The organism is Streptomyces sp. NPDC017991, assembly GCF_044328075.1.
Lineage (GTDB): Bacteria > Actinomycetota > Actinomycetes > Streptomycetales > Streptomycetaceae > Streptomyces.
This window is the reverse complement of the sequence record NZ_JBIRGP010000015.1, coordinates 77,414-94,894: the sequence shown is the minus strand read 5'-3', so window position 1 is coordinate 94,894 and position 17,481 is coordinate 77,414. Positions and strand designations below refer to the sequence as shown.

Here is a 17,481-nt window from a genome sequence, read left to right as displayed (position 1 = left end):
TTCGGCACTCTCGACCGGGGGATCCCCACAGCCCCGACACACCAGTACGAGGACGTCGATGTCTCACCTCCGCGCACCGGCCGCACGCGCAGACCGCCGCGAGGGCGGGCGGCACGGGCGACCGGTCGCCCGCACCACCCCCACGCTGCCCGAGACCCACATACGGCCCCAGCTGCTCCGCCTCGCGATCCTGCCGCCCCTCGCGGTGGCTCTCAGCGCGAGCGCCGCAGTGCTCTTCACCGTCCGCACGACCGGCGCACGCCCCGGCCCCACCCTGTGGATCGTGCTCTCGGGAGCCCTGGCGGTCGCTGTCGCGGGCATCGTGATCGCCACCGTGGCCGCCGACCGGGCCGCCCGGTCCGTGCACGACCGCATCGGAACGCTGCGCCGCGTCAGCGCCCGGGGGCAGGCCGATCTGCTCAGCCTCGTCGAGGCACTGCGCCGCGGTGACGGGCCGCCCGTCCGCCGGCCGCGCGGTCGGCCCGCCGCGGACGCCGACGACTTCGATCTGCTCGCCGAGGACCTGGCGTCCGCGCACGACGGGGCGATCGGCGCGGTCGTCCAGGCATCCCAGCTGTCCAGCCACGCGGGCAGCGAGCAGAAGGTCGAGGTCTTCGTCAATCTGGCCCGGCGGCTCCAGTCCCTCGTACACCGCGAGATCTCGATCCTCGACGAGCTGGAGAACGAGATCGAGGACCCTGACCTGCTCAAGGGCCTCTTCCACGTCGATCACCTCGCCACCCGCATTCGCCGCCACGCCGAGAACCTCGCGGTGCTCGGCGGGGCCGTCTCGCGCCGGCAGTGGAGCAATCCGGTCTCCATGACCGAGGTGCTGCGTTCGGCGACCGCGGAGGTCGAGCAGTACTCACGGGTCAAGCTCGTACCGCCCATCGACGGGACCGTGCGCGGGCATGCCGTGGCCGACGTGATCCATCTGCTGGCCGAACTCGTCGAGAACGCCACGGTGTTCTCGGCGCCGCACACCCAGGTGCTGCTGCGGGCCAACGTGGTCACGTCGGGGCTCGCCGTCGAGGTCGAGGACCGCGGGCTCGGCATGCCGCTGGCCGAGCAGCACAAGATGAACGCGCTGCTCGCCGACCCGGACCAGGTGAACGTGGCGAGTCTGCTCCAGGACGGCCGGATCGGGCTGTTCGTGGTCTCCCAGCTCGCCCGCCGGCACGGGATCGCCGTCCGGCTGCAGACCAACATCTACGGCGGCGTACAGGCCGTACTGGTGGTGCCGCAGGCGTTGCTCGGGGACGAGGAGGGATCGCAGACCGGGGCGCGGACGGTGACGCCGGCCGGGCTGAACGGGCCCTCTCCGGCACGGGGCGCGGTGGCGTCGGTGGCGCATGGTGCTCCCGCTGTCGCGGGGGGTCCGGCCCAGGGCACGCCTGCGCATGGGTCCCCTGTCCATCGGGCTCCGACACATGGGGCCCCCGTACACGGGACCCCGCCACATGGGGCGCCTCCTCAGGGGCCAACTGCACATGGGATGTCTCCACATGGGGCCCCGACACATGCGACTCCGGCCCATGCGCCCCCGACCCATGGGATGCCAGTACATGGCGTGCCAATACATGGGACTCCGGCCCACGGGACCCCGACGCACGAGGCCTGGACCGCCGTGCCCACGCAGCCGCAGCCGCAGCCGCAGCCGCATCCGGACGGTACGTCGGGCGGGCTGACCGTCGTGAACGGCGGCGGCGGTAGTGGTCCCGCCCCCCTTCCCGTGCGGGGGGCCGAGGCCAGGGCCAACCCCGCGGAGGCCGTTCCCGGGATCCGGCCCGACGACAGGCAGGCCGTCGCCGAGAACACGGTCGCGCCGCCCACCCCGCGCAACGGTGTGGTGCGCGGCAGTATGAGCAGGCCCCAACTGCCCAGGCGGCGGGCCCAGGAGCACATCGTGCCCGAACTGCGCGGCGGGCCCGCGCCCCGGCAGGAGTCCGAGTTCCTGGTGGGACACGATCCCGGTCTGATGGCGGCGTTCCAACGCGGCATCGGACTCGCCGAGGCCCGGTGCAGCGAGATGGATCCCATGGGTTCGGCCCACATGGATCCGGCCCACATGGAGCCGACGCCCATGGAGCCTGCCCCTGTGGAGCCCGCCCGGCACGACGGGAGCACACCCGCCGGATGAACCACGCCGCCCCCACCCCCACACCCACCTCCGCTTCCGAAGACCTTCGTATTACAAGGAGTCGATCCCCCATGGCGAGCGATGTGCCGACCGGCCATGCATCCGATCTCGACTGGCTGATGAGCGGCCTCGTACAGCGTGTACCGCACACCAGAAGCGCGGTGCTGCTCTCCTGCGACGGCCTCGTGAAGTCGGTGCACGGACTCGATCCCGACAGCGCCGACCACATGGCCGCCCTGGCCTCCGGGCTCTACTCGCTCGGGCGCAGCGCGGGTGTCCGCTTCGGCGACGGCGGCGACGTGCGCCAGGTCGTCGTCGAACTGGACTCCACGCTCCTGTTCGTGTCCACCGCGGGTTCCGGCACCTGTCTGGCCGTGCTGGCAGGGCGCGACGCGGACGCGGCCGTACTCGGCTACGAGATGGCCATGCTGGTCAAGAGCGTGCGCCCGTACCTGATGACCGCGCCGAGGCAGCACAGCGTCGAACCGTCGGCGATGAGGCCTTGAACGTGGCCGCCGCCGGCGACGGGCCCTGGCTCGACGGCGCGGCCGGCCGCCTGGTGCGGCCCTACCAGGTGAGCAACGGCAGGACCCGGCCGAGCACCGCGCTCGACCTCCTGTCCCAGGTGATGGCCACCGGCGTCACCCCCCTCGGTTACCTCGGCCCCGAACACGCCCAGGCGCTCGAACTGTGCCGCGACCCCGTCTCGGTGGCCGAGGTCGCCGCGCATCTGAAGCTGCCGGTGGCAGTGACCAAGGTGCTGCTGTCCGACCTCGTCGACTGCGGGGCGCTGTCCATGAAGCCCCCGACGTTCACACACAACCCCACTGACCGGTCTCTTCTGGAGGCAGTGCTCGATGGACTACGACGACAGCTCTGACCCGTTCCCCACCGCGTTGAAGATCCTGGTGGCGGGAGGCTTCGGGGTGGGCAAGACCACCTTCGTCGGCGCGGTGAGCGAGATCGCGCCGCTCAGTACGGAGGAACTGCTGACCACGGTCAGCGCCGCGACCGACAATCTCGACGGCATCGAGAACAAGGTCGAGACGACCGTCGCGATGGACTTCGGGCGCATCACCCTCGACGCGGAACATGTGCTGTACCTGTTCGGCACGCCCGGACAGGAACGGTTCTGGTTCATGTGGGACGAGCTCTCCGAAGGCGCGCTCGGCGCGGTCGTCCTCGCGGACACCCGCCGCCTGGAGGACTGCTTCGCCGCCGTCGACTTCTTCGAACAGCGCGGCCTCGGCTTCATCGTCGCCGTCAACGAGTTCGACGGCGGCTTCCGTTACGACCCGGAGGAGGTGCGCGCGGCCATCGACCTCGACCCGGGTGTGCCGGTCGTCAGCTGCGACGCGCGGATCTCCAGTTCAGGAGTGCAGACCCTGCTCACGCTCGTACGCCACCTGCTCGCCCACGCACCGACGCGCGCCCCGAGCCACGGAGCACACACATGAGTTACGACCCGCCGCGCCCGGCCGGTCGGCTGCTGCTCACGCCCGAGGACAAGGAGGCACCCGCCCGAACGTGCCGACTGCGGGTGCTGGGCCTGGGGGAGCGCGCGGAACCGGCCTTCGACGCGTTCGCGCGGCGGCTCGCCGAGCTGGCCGGGGCGCCGTACGCGATGGTCAACTTCGTCGGCGAGGAACGGCAGTTCTTCGCGGGCCTGCATGCCCGGCCCCCGCATGCCCGGCCCGCGCATGTCCGGCTCCCGGACACCCTGCACGACGCCAGCGCCAGCGCCACTGGCACCGGCATCGGCAGCGACCGTGGCAGTGACACGCCCCGCGGTGACACCGACCTCAACCGCTCGGCCCCGCCCTCCATCGGACCCGGCCGCCATATGGCCCGCGACTATGGGTTCTGCCCCCATGTGGTGGTCCGACACAAGGCGCTGGTCCTGGAGGACGTCCGCGACTACCCGCGCTTCGCGGGCAATCCGGTCGTCGACGAGTACGGCATCCGCTCCTACCTCGGCGCCCCCCTCCTCGACCGTACGGGCATCGCGCTCGGCACGGTGTGCGTCACCGATGTCGAGCCCAGACCGTGGGGGAGGTCCGGCCTGGACACCATCAAGGCGATGGCGGCTGAGCTGGTCGAGCAGATCGAGTTGAGGGAGGGCGGCTTCTGACCCGTCGCCGGCCCGTTCCCCCACGTGCCGTCGCCGCCGTGGTTGGTCACGCGCACGACGAAGATCGGTGGTGTGAAGGAAAGCTGCGGCAGAGGTTAAGAAAACCTCGATGGACCCGGGTGCCGATGTACGGCAGATTGCTGTTCGCATCCACTCCTCTCCCCGGTGCGGGCGTCCTTCGGTATGCCTGGATCCGGGACCTCACGCACGGGAGCCCCGTTGAAGGCGCTGGTCAAGGAGAAGGCGGAGCCCGGGCTGCGGCTCATGGACGTACCGGAGCCGGTCGTCGGCCCCGGCGATGTGCTGATCAAGGTCCTGCGGACCGGGATCTGCGGCACCGACCTGCACATCCGCAACTGGGACGGCTGGGCCCAGCAGACCATCAGGGCGCCCCTCGTGCTGGGCCACGAGTTCGTCGGCGAGGTCGTGGAGACGGGCCGTGACGCCGGCGAGATCGCGGTGGGCGACCGGGTCAGCGGCGAGGGCCACCTGGTCTGCGGGAAGTGCCGCAACTGCCAGGCCGGCCGGCGCCATCTGTGCCGGGCGACGGTGGGCCTCGGGGTCGGCCGCGACGGCGCGTTCGCCGAGTACGTGGCACTGCCCGCGTCCAACGTCTGGGTGCACCGCGTCCCCGTCGACCTCGACATCGCCGCGATCTTCGACCCGTTCGGCAACGCCGTGCACACCGCGCTGTCGTTCCCGCTGGTCGGAGAGGACGTACTGATCACCGGAGCGGGCCCCATCGGCCTGATGGCAGCCGCCGTCGCCAAGCACGCGGGCGCCCGGCACGTCGTCGTCACCGACGTGAGCGAGGACCGCTTGGAGCTGGCCCGCAAGATCGGTGTCACCCTCGCGCTGAACGTCGCCGAGTCGAGCATCGCCGACGGCCAGCGCTCCCTCGGCCTGCGCGAGGGCTTCGACGTGGGCCTGGAGATGTCCGGCAACCCGGTCGCGATGCGGGACATGCTCGCCAACATGACGCACGGCGGGAAGATCGCCATGCTCGGACTGCCGTCCGAGGAGTTCGCCGTCGACTGGTCCCGGATCGTCACCTCCATGATCACGATCAAGGGCATCTACGGCCGCGAGATGTACGAGACCTGGTACGCGATGTCGGTCCTCCTAGAAGGCGGCCTCGACCTCGCTCCGGTCATCACCGGCCGCTACGGCCACCGCGACTTCGAGGCGGCCTTCGCGGACGCGGCGAGCGGCCGCGGCGGCAAGGTCATCCTCGACTGGACCCTGTAAGGACTGATGATGTTCGACTCCGTACGCGACGACCTCCGCACCACCCTCGACGAGATCCGCGCCGCGGGCCTGCACAAGCCCGAGCGCGTCATCGGCACCCCGCAGTCCGCGACCGTGACCGTCACCGCGGGCGGCCGTCCGGGTGAGGTCCTCAACTTCTGCGCCAACAACTACCTCGGCCTCGCCGACCACCCGGAGGTCGTCGCCGCCGCACACGAGGCGCTCGACCGCTGGGGCTACGGCATGGCGTCCGTGCGCTTCATCTGCGGTACGCAGGAGGTGCACAAGGAGCTGGAGGGGCGGCTGTCCGCGTTCCTCGGCCAGGAGGACACGATCCTCTACTCGTCGTGCTTCGACGCCAACGGCGGTGTGTTCGAGACCCTGCTCGGCGCGGAGGACGCGGTGATCTCCGACGCCCTCAACCACGCGTCGATCATTGACGGCATCCGGCTGTCCAAGGCCCGCCGGTTCCGTTACGCGAACCGTGACCTCGCCGACCTGGAACAGCAGCTGAAGGAGGCCGCGGGCGCCCGCCGCAGGCTGATCGTCACCGACGGCGTCTTCTCCATGGACGGGTACGTGGCCCCGCTGCGCGAGATCTGCGACCTCGCCGACCGCTACGACGCGATGGTCATGGTTGACGACTCGCACGCCGTCGGCTTCGTCGGCCCCGGCGGCCGGGGCACCCCCGAACTGCACGGCGTCATGGACCGCGTCGACATCATCACGGGCACCCTCGGCAAGGCCCTCGGCGGCGCGTCCGGCGGTTACGTCGCCGCCCGCGCCGAGATCGTCGCGCTGCTGCGCCAGCGGTCACGCCCGTACCTCTTCTCGAACACCCTGGCCCCGGTGATCGCCGCCGCCTCGCTCAAGGTCCTCGACCTGCTGGAGGCGGCCGACGACCTGCGCGAGCGGCTCGCCGCGAACACCGCGCTGTTCCGCTCCCGGATGACCGAGGAGGGCTTCGGCATCCTCCCCGGCGACCACGCCATCGCCCCGGTGATGATCGGGGACGCGACCGCCGCCGGCCGGATGGCGGAGCTGCTGCTGGAACGCGGTGTGTACGTGATCGGCTTCTCGTACCCCGTGGTCCCGCAGGACAAGGCACGCATCCGCGTCCAGCTGTCCGCCGCGCACTCCACCGAGGACGTGAACCGCGCCGTGGACGCCTTCGTGGCGGCCCGCGCGGAACTGGCGGACGACGCCGCCTGAATCTCCCCGAAGTCCTGAGAGAATCGGCTGCATGATCGAAGCGCGGCGGCTGCACATCCTCCGGGCGGTGGCGGACCACCGGACGGTGACGGCCGCTGCCGCCGCGCTCTACCTCACGCCCTCCGCGGTCTCGCAGCAGCTGACCGCCCTGGAACAGGAGACGGGACACCGGCTGGTCGAGCGCGGCGCCCGGGGCGTACGGCTGACTCCCGCCGGCGAGATCCTGCTCGGCCACACCAATGCCGTCCTCGCGCAACTGGAGCGGGCCGAGGCGGAGCTCGCCGCGTACAGCTCGGGTTCGGCCGGCACGGTCAGCGTCGCCTCCTTCGCGACCGGCATCGGCCTCGTCGTCGCGCCCGCCCTGGCCCGGCTCGCGCGCACCGCACCCGGCATCCTCCTCCGCGTACAGGACGCCGAGGGCGACGCCAGCCTGCCGATGGTGCTGGACCGCCACGTCGACGTCGCGGTCGCGGTCGAGTACCGGGGCGCCCCGGACGCCGACGACCCGCGCCTCGCGCACCTCCCGCTGTACGCCGAACCGTTCGACGCCGTCGTGCCCCGGACCCACCGCCTCGCCGACCGTACGGAGGTGCCGCTCGCCGAGCTGGCCAAGGATCCCTGGATCGGACCGTACCCGGGCAACCCCTGCCACGACGTGGTGGTCCTGGCCTGCGAGCACGCCGGTTTCCAGCCCCGGCTCGAACACTCCTCGGACGACTTCCGTGCGGTGGTCGCGCTGGCGTCGGCAGACGCGGGGGTCGCCCTCGTACCGCGCTCGGCCCTGCAGGGCATGGACCTCACCGGAGTGGTCGTACGCCCCGTCGACGGCGTCGCCCCCACCCGCCGGGTCTTCGCCGCGGTACGCCGGGGAGCCGAGACCCACCCGCTGATCCTGCCGGTACTGGAGGCGCTGGCGGAGGTGGCGGAAGAGGCACCCCGCGTCCCGCATCTGGAATGAAATCCCGGATGTGTCCGACCACGCCGTCCGGGAAGACAGCGCCGCCGGTTTCGTACGGCGCTCGGTGTCCCCGCGGCACGCGGGGCTGCGCGGCGAACCAGTCGAGGGGCGACTCACCGCCGGCGCCGACCTCGCCTACGACCGGCCGCCCGTACCCGAACAGCACAGCTGGGTTCTCGACGGGTGGCTTGAGGTCACGGTCCAGGACACCGCGCACCGGCTCGACACCGGCGACTGCCTGCGGTTGCGGGTGTGGGGGCCCACGCGATCCCGGTGTCCCGGTCCGCGGGGACGCGCGCTACCCGCCGGCGGTGGTCCTGCCGTGACCGCCATGGCCGCCGCGGCCCTCGGCCCGTTCATGAACGGGTGAAGATCCACTCGTGGTTGTTCTGGCCCTCCGGAGCGCAGGGCCAGACGATCAGGCTGCGCGTGGAGTCGTTGTTGGCGTAGGAGTCCAGGCACTGGTTGTTGCTGGCGGCGTTGCGTATCCAGAACCGGCCGTCGGACTGCTTGTCCAGCCACCACAACTGGTTGTCGTTCGTGGTGCCGTTGCACGGGAACTCCGTGACCTTGGTGGCACCCCCGACGCCCTGGTAGCCGGGCAGGTCCAGGCACATGCTGTCCATGACGTTGCGGATCTGGAAGAGCGGTGCCCCGCCGGGCCCGGCCTTGTCGTACCGCTTCTCGACATTCCACAGCTGGTTGTCGTCGGTGTTGCTGTTGCACGTCGCGTGGGTCACCGGCCCGTCCGCCTTGCCACTGCTGAAGCCGGGGACGTCCACGCAGGTGCCGTTGGTGTTGTTCTTGATGAGCACCCTGGTCATGACGGCCGGCAGCGTGCTCGGCGCCTTCTTCGTGGCGGCCTTCTTCTTCTTTTCGCTCGGCGAGGGGCTGGGCTTCGGAGCGGGCGCTGCGGCCTCCTCCGCGACCGGCGGCGCGGCCACGGCCTTCTCCTTCTTCGTGGCGGCCTTCTTCTTCTCCGGACCCGTCTTCGAGGGGGAGGGAGTCTGGGTCGCGAAGACACCGGCCGGGCCGCCGGCCTCGTTCAGGACGGTGTCGGCGGCCGTGTTGTCGACCGACTTCTTCTCCTCGTCCTTGTCCGTCACCGTGATCAGCAGCGGTACGGCGATCAGGATGGCGCCGGCCAGCGCGGCACCGGCGAGCACCGGCTTACGGGGCCTGCCGACCGCGCTCCGGGTGGAGACGGCCGTGTTCTTGCCGGTGGCGGCGGTCGCGACGGCCTCGTGCTGCTCCCTGGTCGCTGCGGCGGAGAGCGCCTGCGCGCTGTTCCCGCTCGCTGCCTCGCCCTCGCCCTCGGAACTTCCGGTGGAGCCTGGCGCGTTCCCGTCGGCTCCGGCTCCGGCTCCGGCTCCGGCTTCGGCTTCGGCTTCGGCTTCGGGCTTGCCGGCCTCCGCAGGTCCACTCGCGGCCTTCTCGGCGTCGGCGTCGGCGTCGGCGTCCGTGCCGGTGTCGGCACCGGCCTCCGGTTCGCTCGCGGCGGCCCTTCCCGCGCCGGTGCCCTCAGACGTGGAGGCGGTCTGGGGCTTCCCGGCGCCGGCACCGGTGAGCTGGGCCGCGACGGCCTCGGCGTCGGGAGTGCTGGATGCCGCTGCGCGGGCGGAGGACTCTCCCGGTGCCTGCTGCTGGTCGGACATGTACTTCCATACCTTTCCTCTGGGCCAACGGGGAAGAGAGGAAACTGTTGTGGGGCGGGGTACGACCCGGGATGCGGGGGCGCGGGTCGTACGGCTGGGGCCAGAGTAGTTGGTGTGGTGTCGGGAGCTGTCGCCCAGGCGGTGAATTACCGGAGTTCAGGCCCGCGTTGTGCCGCCTTCGGGCCCGGGCCGACGGTCTTGTCAGTGCCATTGGTTACGGTGCGTTCCATGCAGGATGCCGATGACGTACGCCGAATCTGTCTCTCTCTGCCGGACACGGTGGAGAAGATCGCCTGGAGCATGCCCACCTTCAGGGTGGCGGGGAAGATGTTCGTCACCCTGCCCGAGGAGGAGACCTCCATGGCCGTGCGCTGTCCGAAGCCGGAGCGCGACGAACTGGTCCTCGCCGAGCCCGAGAAGTTCTGGGTCGCCGATCACGAGGCCGGGTCCGCGTGGGTGCGTGTGCGGCTGGCGGCCGTCGAGGACACGGACGAGTTGCGTGACATCCTCTCGGACTCCTGGCGGCAGGCGGCACCGCCCCGGTTGCTGGAGTCCTACCCGGAGTTGGGGGTCGTGGCGGACCGCTGAGGAGAGGACGCCGCGCAGGCCGGCGGGACCGGCCGGCTCGGGTCAGACCCGCGTCCGTACGCCCAGGAACCCGTCGATCCGCTCCCGCAGGGACGTCGCGTCCAGCCCGTGCGCGGCCACATGCTCCTCGACGAGGCCGTAGCGGCGCAGCTCCCTGCGGCCGACGCCGAGGCCGAGCACGCGGTGCGGGAGGTCCACGAGGGAGTCGTTCGCGGCGGAGACCGACGTACCGGCCAGATACGGCTCGACCACGATCACGTCGGTGCCGGCGGTTTCCGTGGCGTGGCGCAGCGTGACCGCGTCGAAGGGCCGCACGGTCGTCGCGTACAGCACGGTGACGTCGAGTCCTTCGGTCGCTTCGAGTACCGGGTCGAGCAGCGGACCGACCGCGACGACCACACCGGCCCGTCCCTCGCGGACGGTGCGGAAACGGGCGCCGTCGACGGGGAGGGCCCGGTCGTTCGACTGCGCGGACAGGCGTACGTACACCTTGTCGTCGCCCGCCGCGACGGCGTGCCGCAGCAGCGTCTCGGCCTCGTCCGGATGTCCCGGCACATGTACGGTCCAGCCGTCCAGGGTGTCGAGGAGGGCGACGTCGCCGGGGGACATGTGGGTGTAGCCGCCCGCCGGCCAGTCGAACGACGCCGCCGCGCTGACCAGTACCGCGCCCACGTCCTGGTGGCCGAGGTCCAGCTTGATCTGCTCGAAGGGCCGCTCCACGAGGAAGCTGGCGAAGGTGTGCACCACGGGCCGCAGGCCGGTCAGCGCGAGACCCGCGCCCGCCCCGACCAGCAGCTGCTCACGGATGCCGACGTTGATCACCCGGTCCGGATGCCGGCGCCGGGCCTCCTCGAAATCGGCCAGGCCGATCTCGGCGAGGACGACGGCGACGCGCGGATCCTCGTCGAGCAGCCGTGCCATGACAGGGGCGAACCGATCACGCATGGTGTCCATGGAAAACCTCTCAGAGGGCCAGAGGGCCAGAGGGCCAGAGGGCCAGAAGGCCAGAAGCAGGGAAGGGCAGAAGCAGGGAAGGGCGCTGGGGAGGGTGGGGTGGCGGTCGGTGGCCGGTCTCAGCTGTCCTTCGGCTCGACCTGGGCGACGACCACGCGTGGGCGCCCCGGGTGAGGTGCCGTGAACGCGGCGTACAGCGCCTCGTGGTCCCGTCCGTCGACGGTCGCGGCGGACCAGCCCGCGGCCTCGAACCGCGCCGCGATCCCGCCGGGCCTGGCGTAGCTCGCGGAGGAGTTGTCGATCACGACGGTGTGCAGGCGGTCGAGCCCGGCGGGGCCCGCGTAGGCGATGGCCTCGTGGTTGCTGCCCTCGTCCAGCTCGGCGTCCCCGACGAGCACCCACACGTGCGGCTCGTGGAGTCCCTGGGCCCGCAGTCCCAGTGCCGTGCCGACCGCGATCGGCAGCCCGTGCCCGAGCGAACCACTGCCGATCTCGGCGCCGGGCACCAGTACGCGGTCCGGATGGTGGCCGAGCGGCGAGTCGTACGAGCCGAAGCCCGGTAGCCAGTCGAGCGGGACGAACCCCTTGGCGGCGAGCACCGCGTAGTACGCCATCGGTCCGTGCCCCTTCGACAGCAGGAACCTGTCCCGCCCGGGGTCGTCCGTCCGATCGGGCCCGACCCGCAGCACCCGGTCGTAGAGGACCCAGAGCGCGTCGAGCGTGGAGGTCGCCGCCGGGCCGTGCTTCTCGTCCCCGCTCATCAGCTCCATCAGGCCGGGCAGTGCTTCGAACCGGTGTTCAGCCGTTGGCGTCGTCATACGGACGATCGTGCGACCTCAAGCAAGGTTGAGGTCAAGCGGTGGCCGTGAGAGCCGCGGCGGGACAAAAGGAGTGCGCGACCACCGACCTGAGTGCGGTATTGTTTCGATGTCCGTTCAGCCAGGGGAAACCCCAGGTCACGACGGGCAACGGGACGTGGCGCAGCTTGGTAGCGCACTTGACTGGGGGTCAAGGGGTCGCAGGTTCAAATCCTGTCGTCCCGACGGGAACGTCGCAGGTAGGGGCCATCTTCGGATGGCCCCTACTTCGTGTTTCAGGGTCGTGGGGGCTGCTTTCAGGGCCGTAGGGCTGCGGCAGCTACGTCGATGGCTGTCCAGGCCATGCCGGTCGCGCCGTCGAGCACGGCCCGGTCCGCTGCCGGGGTGCGGCACGCGGCGGTGAACTCCGGTTGGTGGTTGACCGCGGGCCCGCAGTCGAGGCCGAGCATGGGGTGGATGGTGGGCACGACATGGGAGACGTTCCCCATGTCGGTGGCGGCGCCGGTGACACTGGCCGGCAGTTCGGGGAAGCGGCGGCCCAGTGCCGTCGCGTTGGCGACCCACAGGTTCAGCAGGTCCCGGTCCGGCCGCAGGTCGGCGTAGTCGGGCCCGACCGGCGTGGTGGACAGCTCGCAGCCGGTGGCCAGCGCGCCCGCCTCGAAGCAGCGGCGCACCCGCTCGGACAACGGCCGCAGGGCGTCCAGGCTGTCGCTGCGCACGATCCAGCGGCCCCGGCTGGCGTCGGGGATGACGTTGGCGGCGGAACCGGCCCGGGTGGTGATGCCGTGGATGCGGTCGGAGGCGGTGGTCTGCTGGCGCAGCAGCCCGACGGCCACCTGGGCGACGGTCATGGCGTCCGCCGCGTTGAGACCCAGCTCGGGATAGGCGCCGGCGTGTGCCGCTCTGCCCTGGTAGGCCACATCGAACTGGGTGACGGCCAGGCCGGGCATCGCCGCCATCTCGACCGCGGCCGGATGGACCATCATGGCCGCGTGGACGCCGTCGAAGGCGCCCTGTTCCAGCATCAGCACCTTGCCGCCGCCGCCTTCCTCGGCGGGGGTGCCGAGGATCCGTACGGTCAGGCCGAGTTCGTCCGCCAATGGGGCGAGTCCGAGGCCGGCGCCGACCGCCGCGGCGGCGATGACGTTGTGGCCGCAGGCGTGTCCGATGTCGGGCAGGGCGTCGTACTCCGCGCAGATCGCGATGTGGGTCGGCCCGGTGCCGACCGTCGCTTCCACGGCGGTCGGCAGCCCGCAGTATCCGTGCTCGACCTCGAAGCCCGCGTCGCCGAGGGCGTCGGCGACCCATCGGCTGGCGCGATGCTCCTCGAAGGCCAACTCGGGGTGGGAGTGGATCCGGTGGGACAGGGCGATCAGGTCGTCCGCCGCGGCCCGGATACGTCGTGCCGCGGCCTCCTTGGCGGTGGTCACCGGCCGGCCACCGGAGCGGCGGCGGCGATGTGCACGGCGGCGGGCCGGGTGGCCGCGTCGTACGCGGCACGGGCCCCGGTGGCCCCCATACCGCTGTCACGGGCGGGTTCGTACAGCCGCTCGGGGCCGCCGCTCTGCCACTGGTTGACCCAGACGACACCCACGGGCAGTCGTGCGGCTGCCGCGATGTGGCCGGGGTCGTCGGTGTAGACGGTGGCGGCGAGACCGTAGCGGGAGGTGGCCGCGCGGGCCAGGCCCTCCTCGAAGCTCGACACTACGGCGACGGGCGCGACCGGGCCGAACGTCTCCTCGGTCATCACGAGCATGGTGTCGTCGACCCCGGTGAGCACGGTCGCCGGGTAGAAGTAGCCGGGACGTTCCGGTACGGCTCCGCCCGCGCGCACGGTGGCGCCCTTGTGGACGGCGTCCTCGACATGGCGGCGTACGGTGTCGCGTTGCCGCGCGTCCACGAGTGGACCGAGCACCGTGGCGGGGTCGAGACCGTCGCCGACGGCGAACGTTCCCGCGGCGGCGACGAGTGCCTCGACGAACTCGTCCGCGATCCGCTCATGGACGTAGATCCGTTCCATGGAGGTGCAGATCTGGCCGGTGTTGATGAACGCGCCGAACGCCACGGCCTGCGCGGTGGCCACCGGATCGACTCCGGCGTCGATCACTACGGGGTCCTTGCCGCCGAGTTCGAGCACACTGCGGCTCAGACGCCGTCCGGTCGCCGTTCCCACGGCGCGGCCCGCCCCGACCGACCCGGTGAAGTGGACGAGCCGCACCTCCTCGTGTTCCGTCAGCGCCGCGCCGGTGCGGGCGTCGCCGAGGACCAGGTTCAGTACGCCCGGCGGCAGCCCGGTGGCGGCGGCCAGCTCGAACAGCCGCACCGTGGAGACCGGGGACCGCTCGGAGGGCTTGACCACGACGGTGTTCCCGGCGGCGAGCAGCGGGCCGAGTGCGCCGAGGACCATGACGACGGGAAAGTTCCACGGGGTGATCACGGCGGTGACGCCGAGCGGGTGGCGGACGATGTCGGTCCGCTCGCCCGCCGGACCCGCACCTGTGCTCGTGTCCGGGGCCGCACCCGGACCGGTCACCGTTTCGGTGAACGGGTAGGTGAGCGCCTGGTCCGCGGCGGCTTTCAGCCCGGCCACCGCTCCCGCTATGAAGGACTGCCCGACGCCGACCGGTTTGCCCATCTCCCGGCATTCCAGTTCGGCCAGTTCCGCGGCGTGTGCGGCGATCGTGTCGGCCCAGGCGTGGAGGTGTTCCACCCGCCGGGCCACGGTGAGCGCGGCCCACTCGGGTTGTGCCGCGCCCGCCCCGGCCACGGCGCGGTCGACGTCCTCGGCGCTGCCCGGGCGGAACCGCGCGAAGGGCTCCTCGGTGGCGGGGTTGACCACGGTGACGACGTCGTCACCGGCCGGCTCCTCCCACCGGCCGCCGATGAGGTTCTGGAGGGTTTCCATGATGGTGGCCGTCTCTCTTCGGTACAACGGGCTCTCTTCGGTACGGGCTCTCGTCGGTACGGGCCCTCTTCGGTACGGGTCCGAATCAGGCGTCGAGCCGGTCGGCCATGAGTTCGCCGGTCATGATGGCGGCGAGATTGGTGTTGGCCCGGGGCACGGCAGGGAAGACCGAGGCGTCCACGACCCGCAGACCCCGGACCCCCTGCACCCGGCACGCCGGGTCGACGACCGTCCCTGCGGCCCCGGGAGCGCCCATCCGGCAGGTGCTCGTGCCGTGCTGGGCGTCGATGACCGTGGACAGCAGGTGGTCGTCGAGGTCGCCGTCGTGCGCCAGGGCGGCGAACAGCGGTGGGTTGGCCTCTTCGACCGAACCGCCGAGAACGGCGGCCGTCTCGGCACGGGTGGTCAACTCGACGAGGGCACGCACGCCCTCCCGCATCGGGGCGAGGTCACGCTCGTCGGAGAGCATCCGCTGGGCCACGTACGGGTGCGCCGAAGGGTCGGTGGAGACCAGGGTCAGCTCACCGCGCGAATGGGTGCGGTTCAGCCAGACACCGAAACCACCGGCGTGCGAGTCGGCGTTCGCCGTGGCCATGGCCAGCACGTTCTGGTTGAGCGAGACGAACATGAGGTCGTCGGAGTGCGTACCCGACGTGCTGGACCAGCGCACGCAGACGTTGGTGTGCCGGTCGTGCGGTGACGTGATGGCGGCTTCGGCCCGCAACGGCAGGGAGAGCACCGTCATCGCGTGGTCCTGCATACCGAGACCGACCGGCAGGTCCTGGCGGACCTCGATGCCCAGCTCCCGCAGCCGCGCGGCGGGGCCGATGCCCGAGCGCAGCAGGATCGCCGGAGAGTGGATCACTCCCGCGCTGAGGATCACCTCGTCCGCGTACTCGGTGACGACGGATCCGTCGATCACCACACGGACGCCGATCGCGCGGTCGTTCTCGAAGACGACGGAGTCGACCAGCGCGTCGCCGCGGACGGTGAGGCCGGCCAGTTCACGCGCGGGTTCGAGGTAGCCGTCGTTGACGGTGACGCGGCGGGCGTCACGGGAGTTGATCGGGTAGGGCGAGACGCCGGTGGCGCCGGGGGCGTTGACGTCGGGCGCCCAGCCGAAGCCCGCCGCCAGGGCCGAGCCGGCGAGGGCCCGGTCGACGCCTCCCCAGGCGCTCTTGGGGGTCCGGTGGATCGGGGTCGGTCCGCCGCGGCCGTGATAGGGCAGGTCGCCGAACTCCTCGTCGTCCTCCAGCCGGGAGAAGTACGGCAGCACGTCCTCGGGCGCCCAGCCGGTACAGCCGAGCCGGGCCCACTCCTCGAAGTCCTCCATCGGCGGCCGGATCGCGATCTGGCCGTTCACGGACGAACTGCCGCCCACCCCACGGCCGCGCCAGTACGGGGCCTGCTGCTGCTTCTCGGTGCGCGAGGAGTTCAGGCCGGTCCACACGAGATGTTCCGAGGCCGCCGGGTCCATCAGGGCCACCACGGGATTGGGCGAGCGCCACGGCTCCGGCAGCTGCGCCGAGCGGTGGTCGGGGCCCGCCTCCAGCAGGAGGACCCGCCGGCCGCGGGCCGCGGCGCGGGCGGCGATCACCGCACCGGCGGAACCCGCGCCGACGACGATCAGATCGCGATCATGTAGTGCCATCTGGACTCCTTGATACGGGAGCGTCCCGCGCCGGTGACTCCTGCGTGGATGCTGGTAATCTGACGTATCAAGAAAGTTCAGTCAAGAATGAATTTTCATTTTTTTCCGTACGGGAGGATCGGTGTCGCCAGCCGCCGACGACGGCTCGGCCATGGGCGCGGGGAGTCCGGCCATGGATGACGAGCTGCTGGTCGAGGACTTCGGGCAGCGGATCGGGCGTGCGATGGGATGGCCGCCGATGGCCGGACGGCTGGGGGGCGTGTTGATGCTCAGCCCGGATCCCATGACGCTGTCGGAACTGCAGGAGGCCCTGGGGGCCAGCAAGGGCTCGGTGTCGGAGATGACCCGCCTGCTCATCACGAACGGCACGGTCGAACGGGTCAAGGTGCCCGGCGTGCGCCAGGCCGGTTACGTATGGCGCGACGACGCGTGGAGCGGCTGCCTCCAGCATCAACTCGACCAGACCCAGCAGCTGTTCGAACTCGCGCAGGTCGCGCGGGAGCGGGGAGCGGACCTGTCGGAGGTTCAGCGGGCGCGGCTGCGTGACATGCACACCTACTACGACTTCATGGTGCGGGAGTTGCGCCGCCTGCTCGCCGAGTACCAGGGGCTGCGGGCCCCATCTGGTCCTCGGCCGACAGATGTTCCACCGTCCGGCCCGTCTCGGTGAACGTCCGGGTGACGTGGCCCGAGGAGTAGACCCACAGGATGCGCAGCGGGGTGTTCCCGATGTTGCGGAACAGGTGGGGGACGGGGGACGGCACATAGGTCGTGTCGTAGCGCTCCAGCCTGGTCACCTCGCCGTCGACCCACACCTCCGCCTCGCCTTCGAGGACGGTCACGTGCTCGTCGCAGTTGTGTGAGTGCAGCGGCGCACCGGAGCCGACCGGATACACGCTCATCCCGCTGGTGATCAGGTTCTCCCCGCCCGCCGACGGCGTCGTGATCAGCGGTGTCGTCACCACGGCGCCGCCACGGTCGAGCAGGGGCACCGATGCGACCTTGATGATCGTGGTCATCCGGGATTCCACCTCGCCGTTCTCTCGCTTCTTCCGATGCTGCGTCGACCGACGTTAGGTCGCGCGACCGCGAATGGATGCCCTCCGGCGCGCAGTTTTACCTTGCGTTCCAGGAGGGGTGAGCTTCTCGGACCCGGCTGTACCGTCGGCTGCCATCGCACGGCTTCTCGATCCGTGTACGAGACGCGCCGGAAAGAAAAGG

The 17,481-nt window shown here is 71.2% G+C and carries 17 protein-coding genes, 1 tRNA gene and 1 pseudogene; 12 read left to right on the top strand and 7 right to left on the bottom strand.

Annotated features, from left to right (window positions below):
• Positions 1-58: 58 nt before the first annotated feature.
• The 9 genes and pseudogenes from ACH4DZ_RS35870 to ACH4DZ_RS35830 all read left to right on the top strand — a co-directional run.
• Positions 59-2,140 carry an ATP-binding protein gene (locus ACH4DZ_RS35870; protein ID WP_398292406.1) on the top strand — a complete coding sequence of 694 codons (2,082 nt, stop codon included), beginning with the start codon at positions 59-61 and terminating at the stop codon, positions 2,138-2,140.
• A gap of 71 nt (positions 2,141-2,211) precedes the next feature.
• Entirely contained in the window at positions 2,212-2,646 is a 435-nt protein-coding gene (locus ACH4DZ_RS35865) for a roadblock/LC7 domain-containing protein (RefSeq protein ID WP_055509592.1), read from the top strand.
• 2 nt (positions 2,647-2,648) lie between these two features.
• Complete coding sequence (locus tag ACH4DZ_RS35860; protein WP_398292404.1) at positions 2,649-3,020, top strand: DUF742 domain-containing protein; 372 nt, start codon at positions 2,649-2,651, stop codon at positions 3,018-3,020.
• Complete coding sequence (locus tag ACH4DZ_RS35855) at positions 2,998-3,597, top strand: GTP-binding protein (protein ID WP_398292402.1); 600 nt, start codon at positions 2,998-3,000, stop codon at positions 3,595-3,597. Before ACH4DZ_RS35860 ends, ACH4DZ_RS35855 begins: the two co-directional genes overlap by 23 nt.
• The gene (locus tag ACH4DZ_RS35850; protein WP_398292400.1) at positions 3,594-4,271 is read left to right on the top strand and encodes a GAF domain-containing protein; all 678 of its coding nucleotides are present in this window, start codon (positions 3,594-3,596) and stop codon (positions 4,269-4,271) included. The genes ACH4DZ_RS35855 and ACH4DZ_RS35850 overlap by 4 nt, the downstream gene beginning before the upstream one ends.
• Before the next feature lie 219 nt (positions 4,272-4,490).
• On the top strand, positions 4,491-5,519 hold the full coding sequence (gene tdh, locus ACH4DZ_RS35845) for an L-threonine 3-dehydrogenase (RefSeq protein WP_398292398.1): 1,029 nt from the start codon (positions 4,491-4,493) through the stop codon (positions 5,517-5,519).
• A gap of 9 nt (positions 5,520-5,528) precedes the next feature.
• Complete coding sequence (locus tag ACH4DZ_RS35840) at positions 5,529-6,731, top strand: glycine C-acetyltransferase (RefSeq protein WP_398292786.1); 1,203 nt, start codon at positions 5,529-5,531, stop codon at positions 6,729-6,731.
• Positions 6,732-6,762: 31 nt separating this feature from the next.
• Entirely contained in the window at positions 6,763-7,689 is a 927-nt protein-coding gene (locus tag ACH4DZ_RS35835; protein WP_398292396.1) for a LysR family transcriptional regulator, read from the top strand.
• Between the two features lie 25 nt (positions 7,690-7,714).
• Positions 7,715-8,015 (top strand): annotated as a pseudogene (locus ACH4DZ_RS35830) (cupin domain-containing protein); the annotation flags it as partial.
• A gap of 30 nt (positions 8,016-8,045) precedes the next feature.
• Here ACH4DZ_RS35830 and ACH4DZ_RS35825 read toward each other — a convergent pair.
• Positions 8,046-9,344, bottom strand: coding sequence for an RICIN domain-containing protein (locus ACH4DZ_RS35825; RefSeq protein ID WP_398292394.1), 1,299 nt, complete (start codon positions 9,342-9,344; stop codon positions 8,046-8,048).
• 228 nt (positions 9,345-9,572) lie between these two features.
• Between ACH4DZ_RS35825 and ACH4DZ_RS35820 the strand changes: the two genes are divergently transcribed.
• Entirely contained in the window at positions 9,573-9,932 is a 360-nt protein-coding gene (locus ACH4DZ_RS35820; protein WP_398292392.1) for an MmcQ/YjbR family DNA-binding protein, read from the top strand.
• 42 nt (positions 9,933-9,974) lie between these two features.
• Here the strand turns inward: ACH4DZ_RS35820 and ACH4DZ_RS35815 are convergent, their stop codons facing one another.
• The gene (locus ACH4DZ_RS35815) at positions 9,975-10,886 is read right to left on the bottom strand and encodes a transketolase family protein (RefSeq protein WP_398292390.1); all 912 of its coding nucleotides are present in this window, start codon (positions 10,884-10,886) and stop codon (positions 9,975-9,977) included.
• A gap of 119 nt (positions 10,887-11,005) precedes the next feature.
• The gene (locus tag ACH4DZ_RS35810) at positions 11,006-11,704 is read right to left on the bottom strand and encodes a transketolase (RefSeq protein WP_398292388.1); all 699 of its coding nucleotides are present in this window, start codon (positions 11,702-11,704) and stop codon (positions 11,006-11,008) included.
• Between the two features lie 151 nt (positions 11,705-11,855).
• Here ACH4DZ_RS35810 and ACH4DZ_RS35805 point away from each other — a divergent pair.
• Positions 11,856-11,929 (top strand) — tRNA-Pro (locus tag ACH4DZ_RS35805).
• Positions 11,930-12,000: 71 nt separating this feature from the next.
• On the opposite strand, the gene ACH4DZ_RS35800 is transcribed toward ACH4DZ_RS35805, so the two are convergent.
• The 3 genes from ACH4DZ_RS35800 to ACH4DZ_RS35790 are packed head-to-tail and all read right to left on the bottom strand — an operon-like array spanning position 12,001 to position 16,260.
• Positions 12,001-13,134, bottom strand: a complete 1,134-nt coding sequence (locus tag ACH4DZ_RS35800; RefSeq protein ID WP_398292386.1) for a M20 family metallopeptidase — start codon at positions 13,132-13,134, stop codon at positions 12,001-12,003.
• Positions 13,131-14,636 carry an aldehyde dehydrogenase family protein gene (locus ACH4DZ_RS35795; protein WP_398292385.1) on the bottom strand — a complete coding sequence of 502 codons (1,506 nt, stop codon included), beginning with the start codon at positions 14,634-14,636 and terminating at the stop codon, positions 13,131-13,133. Before ACH4DZ_RS35795 ends, ACH4DZ_RS35800 begins: the two co-directional genes overlap by 4 nt.
• A 58-nt stretch (positions 14,637-14,694) precedes the next feature.
• The gene (locus ACH4DZ_RS35790) at positions 14,695-16,260 is read right to left on the bottom strand and encodes a GMC family oxidoreductase (protein ID WP_398292384.1); all 1,566 of its coding nucleotides are present in this window, start codon (positions 16,258-16,260) and stop codon (positions 14,695-14,697) included.
• A 121-nt stretch (positions 16,261-16,381) separates the two neighbouring features.
• Here ACH4DZ_RS35790 and ACH4DZ_RS35785 point away from each other — a divergent pair, with 121 nt between their 5' ends.
• Complete coding sequence (locus ACH4DZ_RS35785; RefSeq protein ID WP_398292383.1) at positions 16,382-16,930, top strand: GbsR/MarR family transcriptional regulator; 549 nt, start codon at positions 16,382-16,384, stop codon at positions 16,928-16,930.
• Here the strand turns inward: ACH4DZ_RS35785 and ACH4DZ_RS35780 are convergent.
• Positions 16,827-17,279 carry a cupin domain-containing protein gene (locus tag ACH4DZ_RS35780; protein ID WP_398292382.1) on the bottom strand — a complete coding sequence of 151 codons (453 nt, stop codon included), beginning with the start codon at positions 17,277-17,279 and terminating at the stop codon, positions 16,827-16,829. The genes ACH4DZ_RS35785 and ACH4DZ_RS35780 overlap by 104 nt on opposite strands.
• Positions 17,280-17,481: the final 202 nt, after the last annotated feature.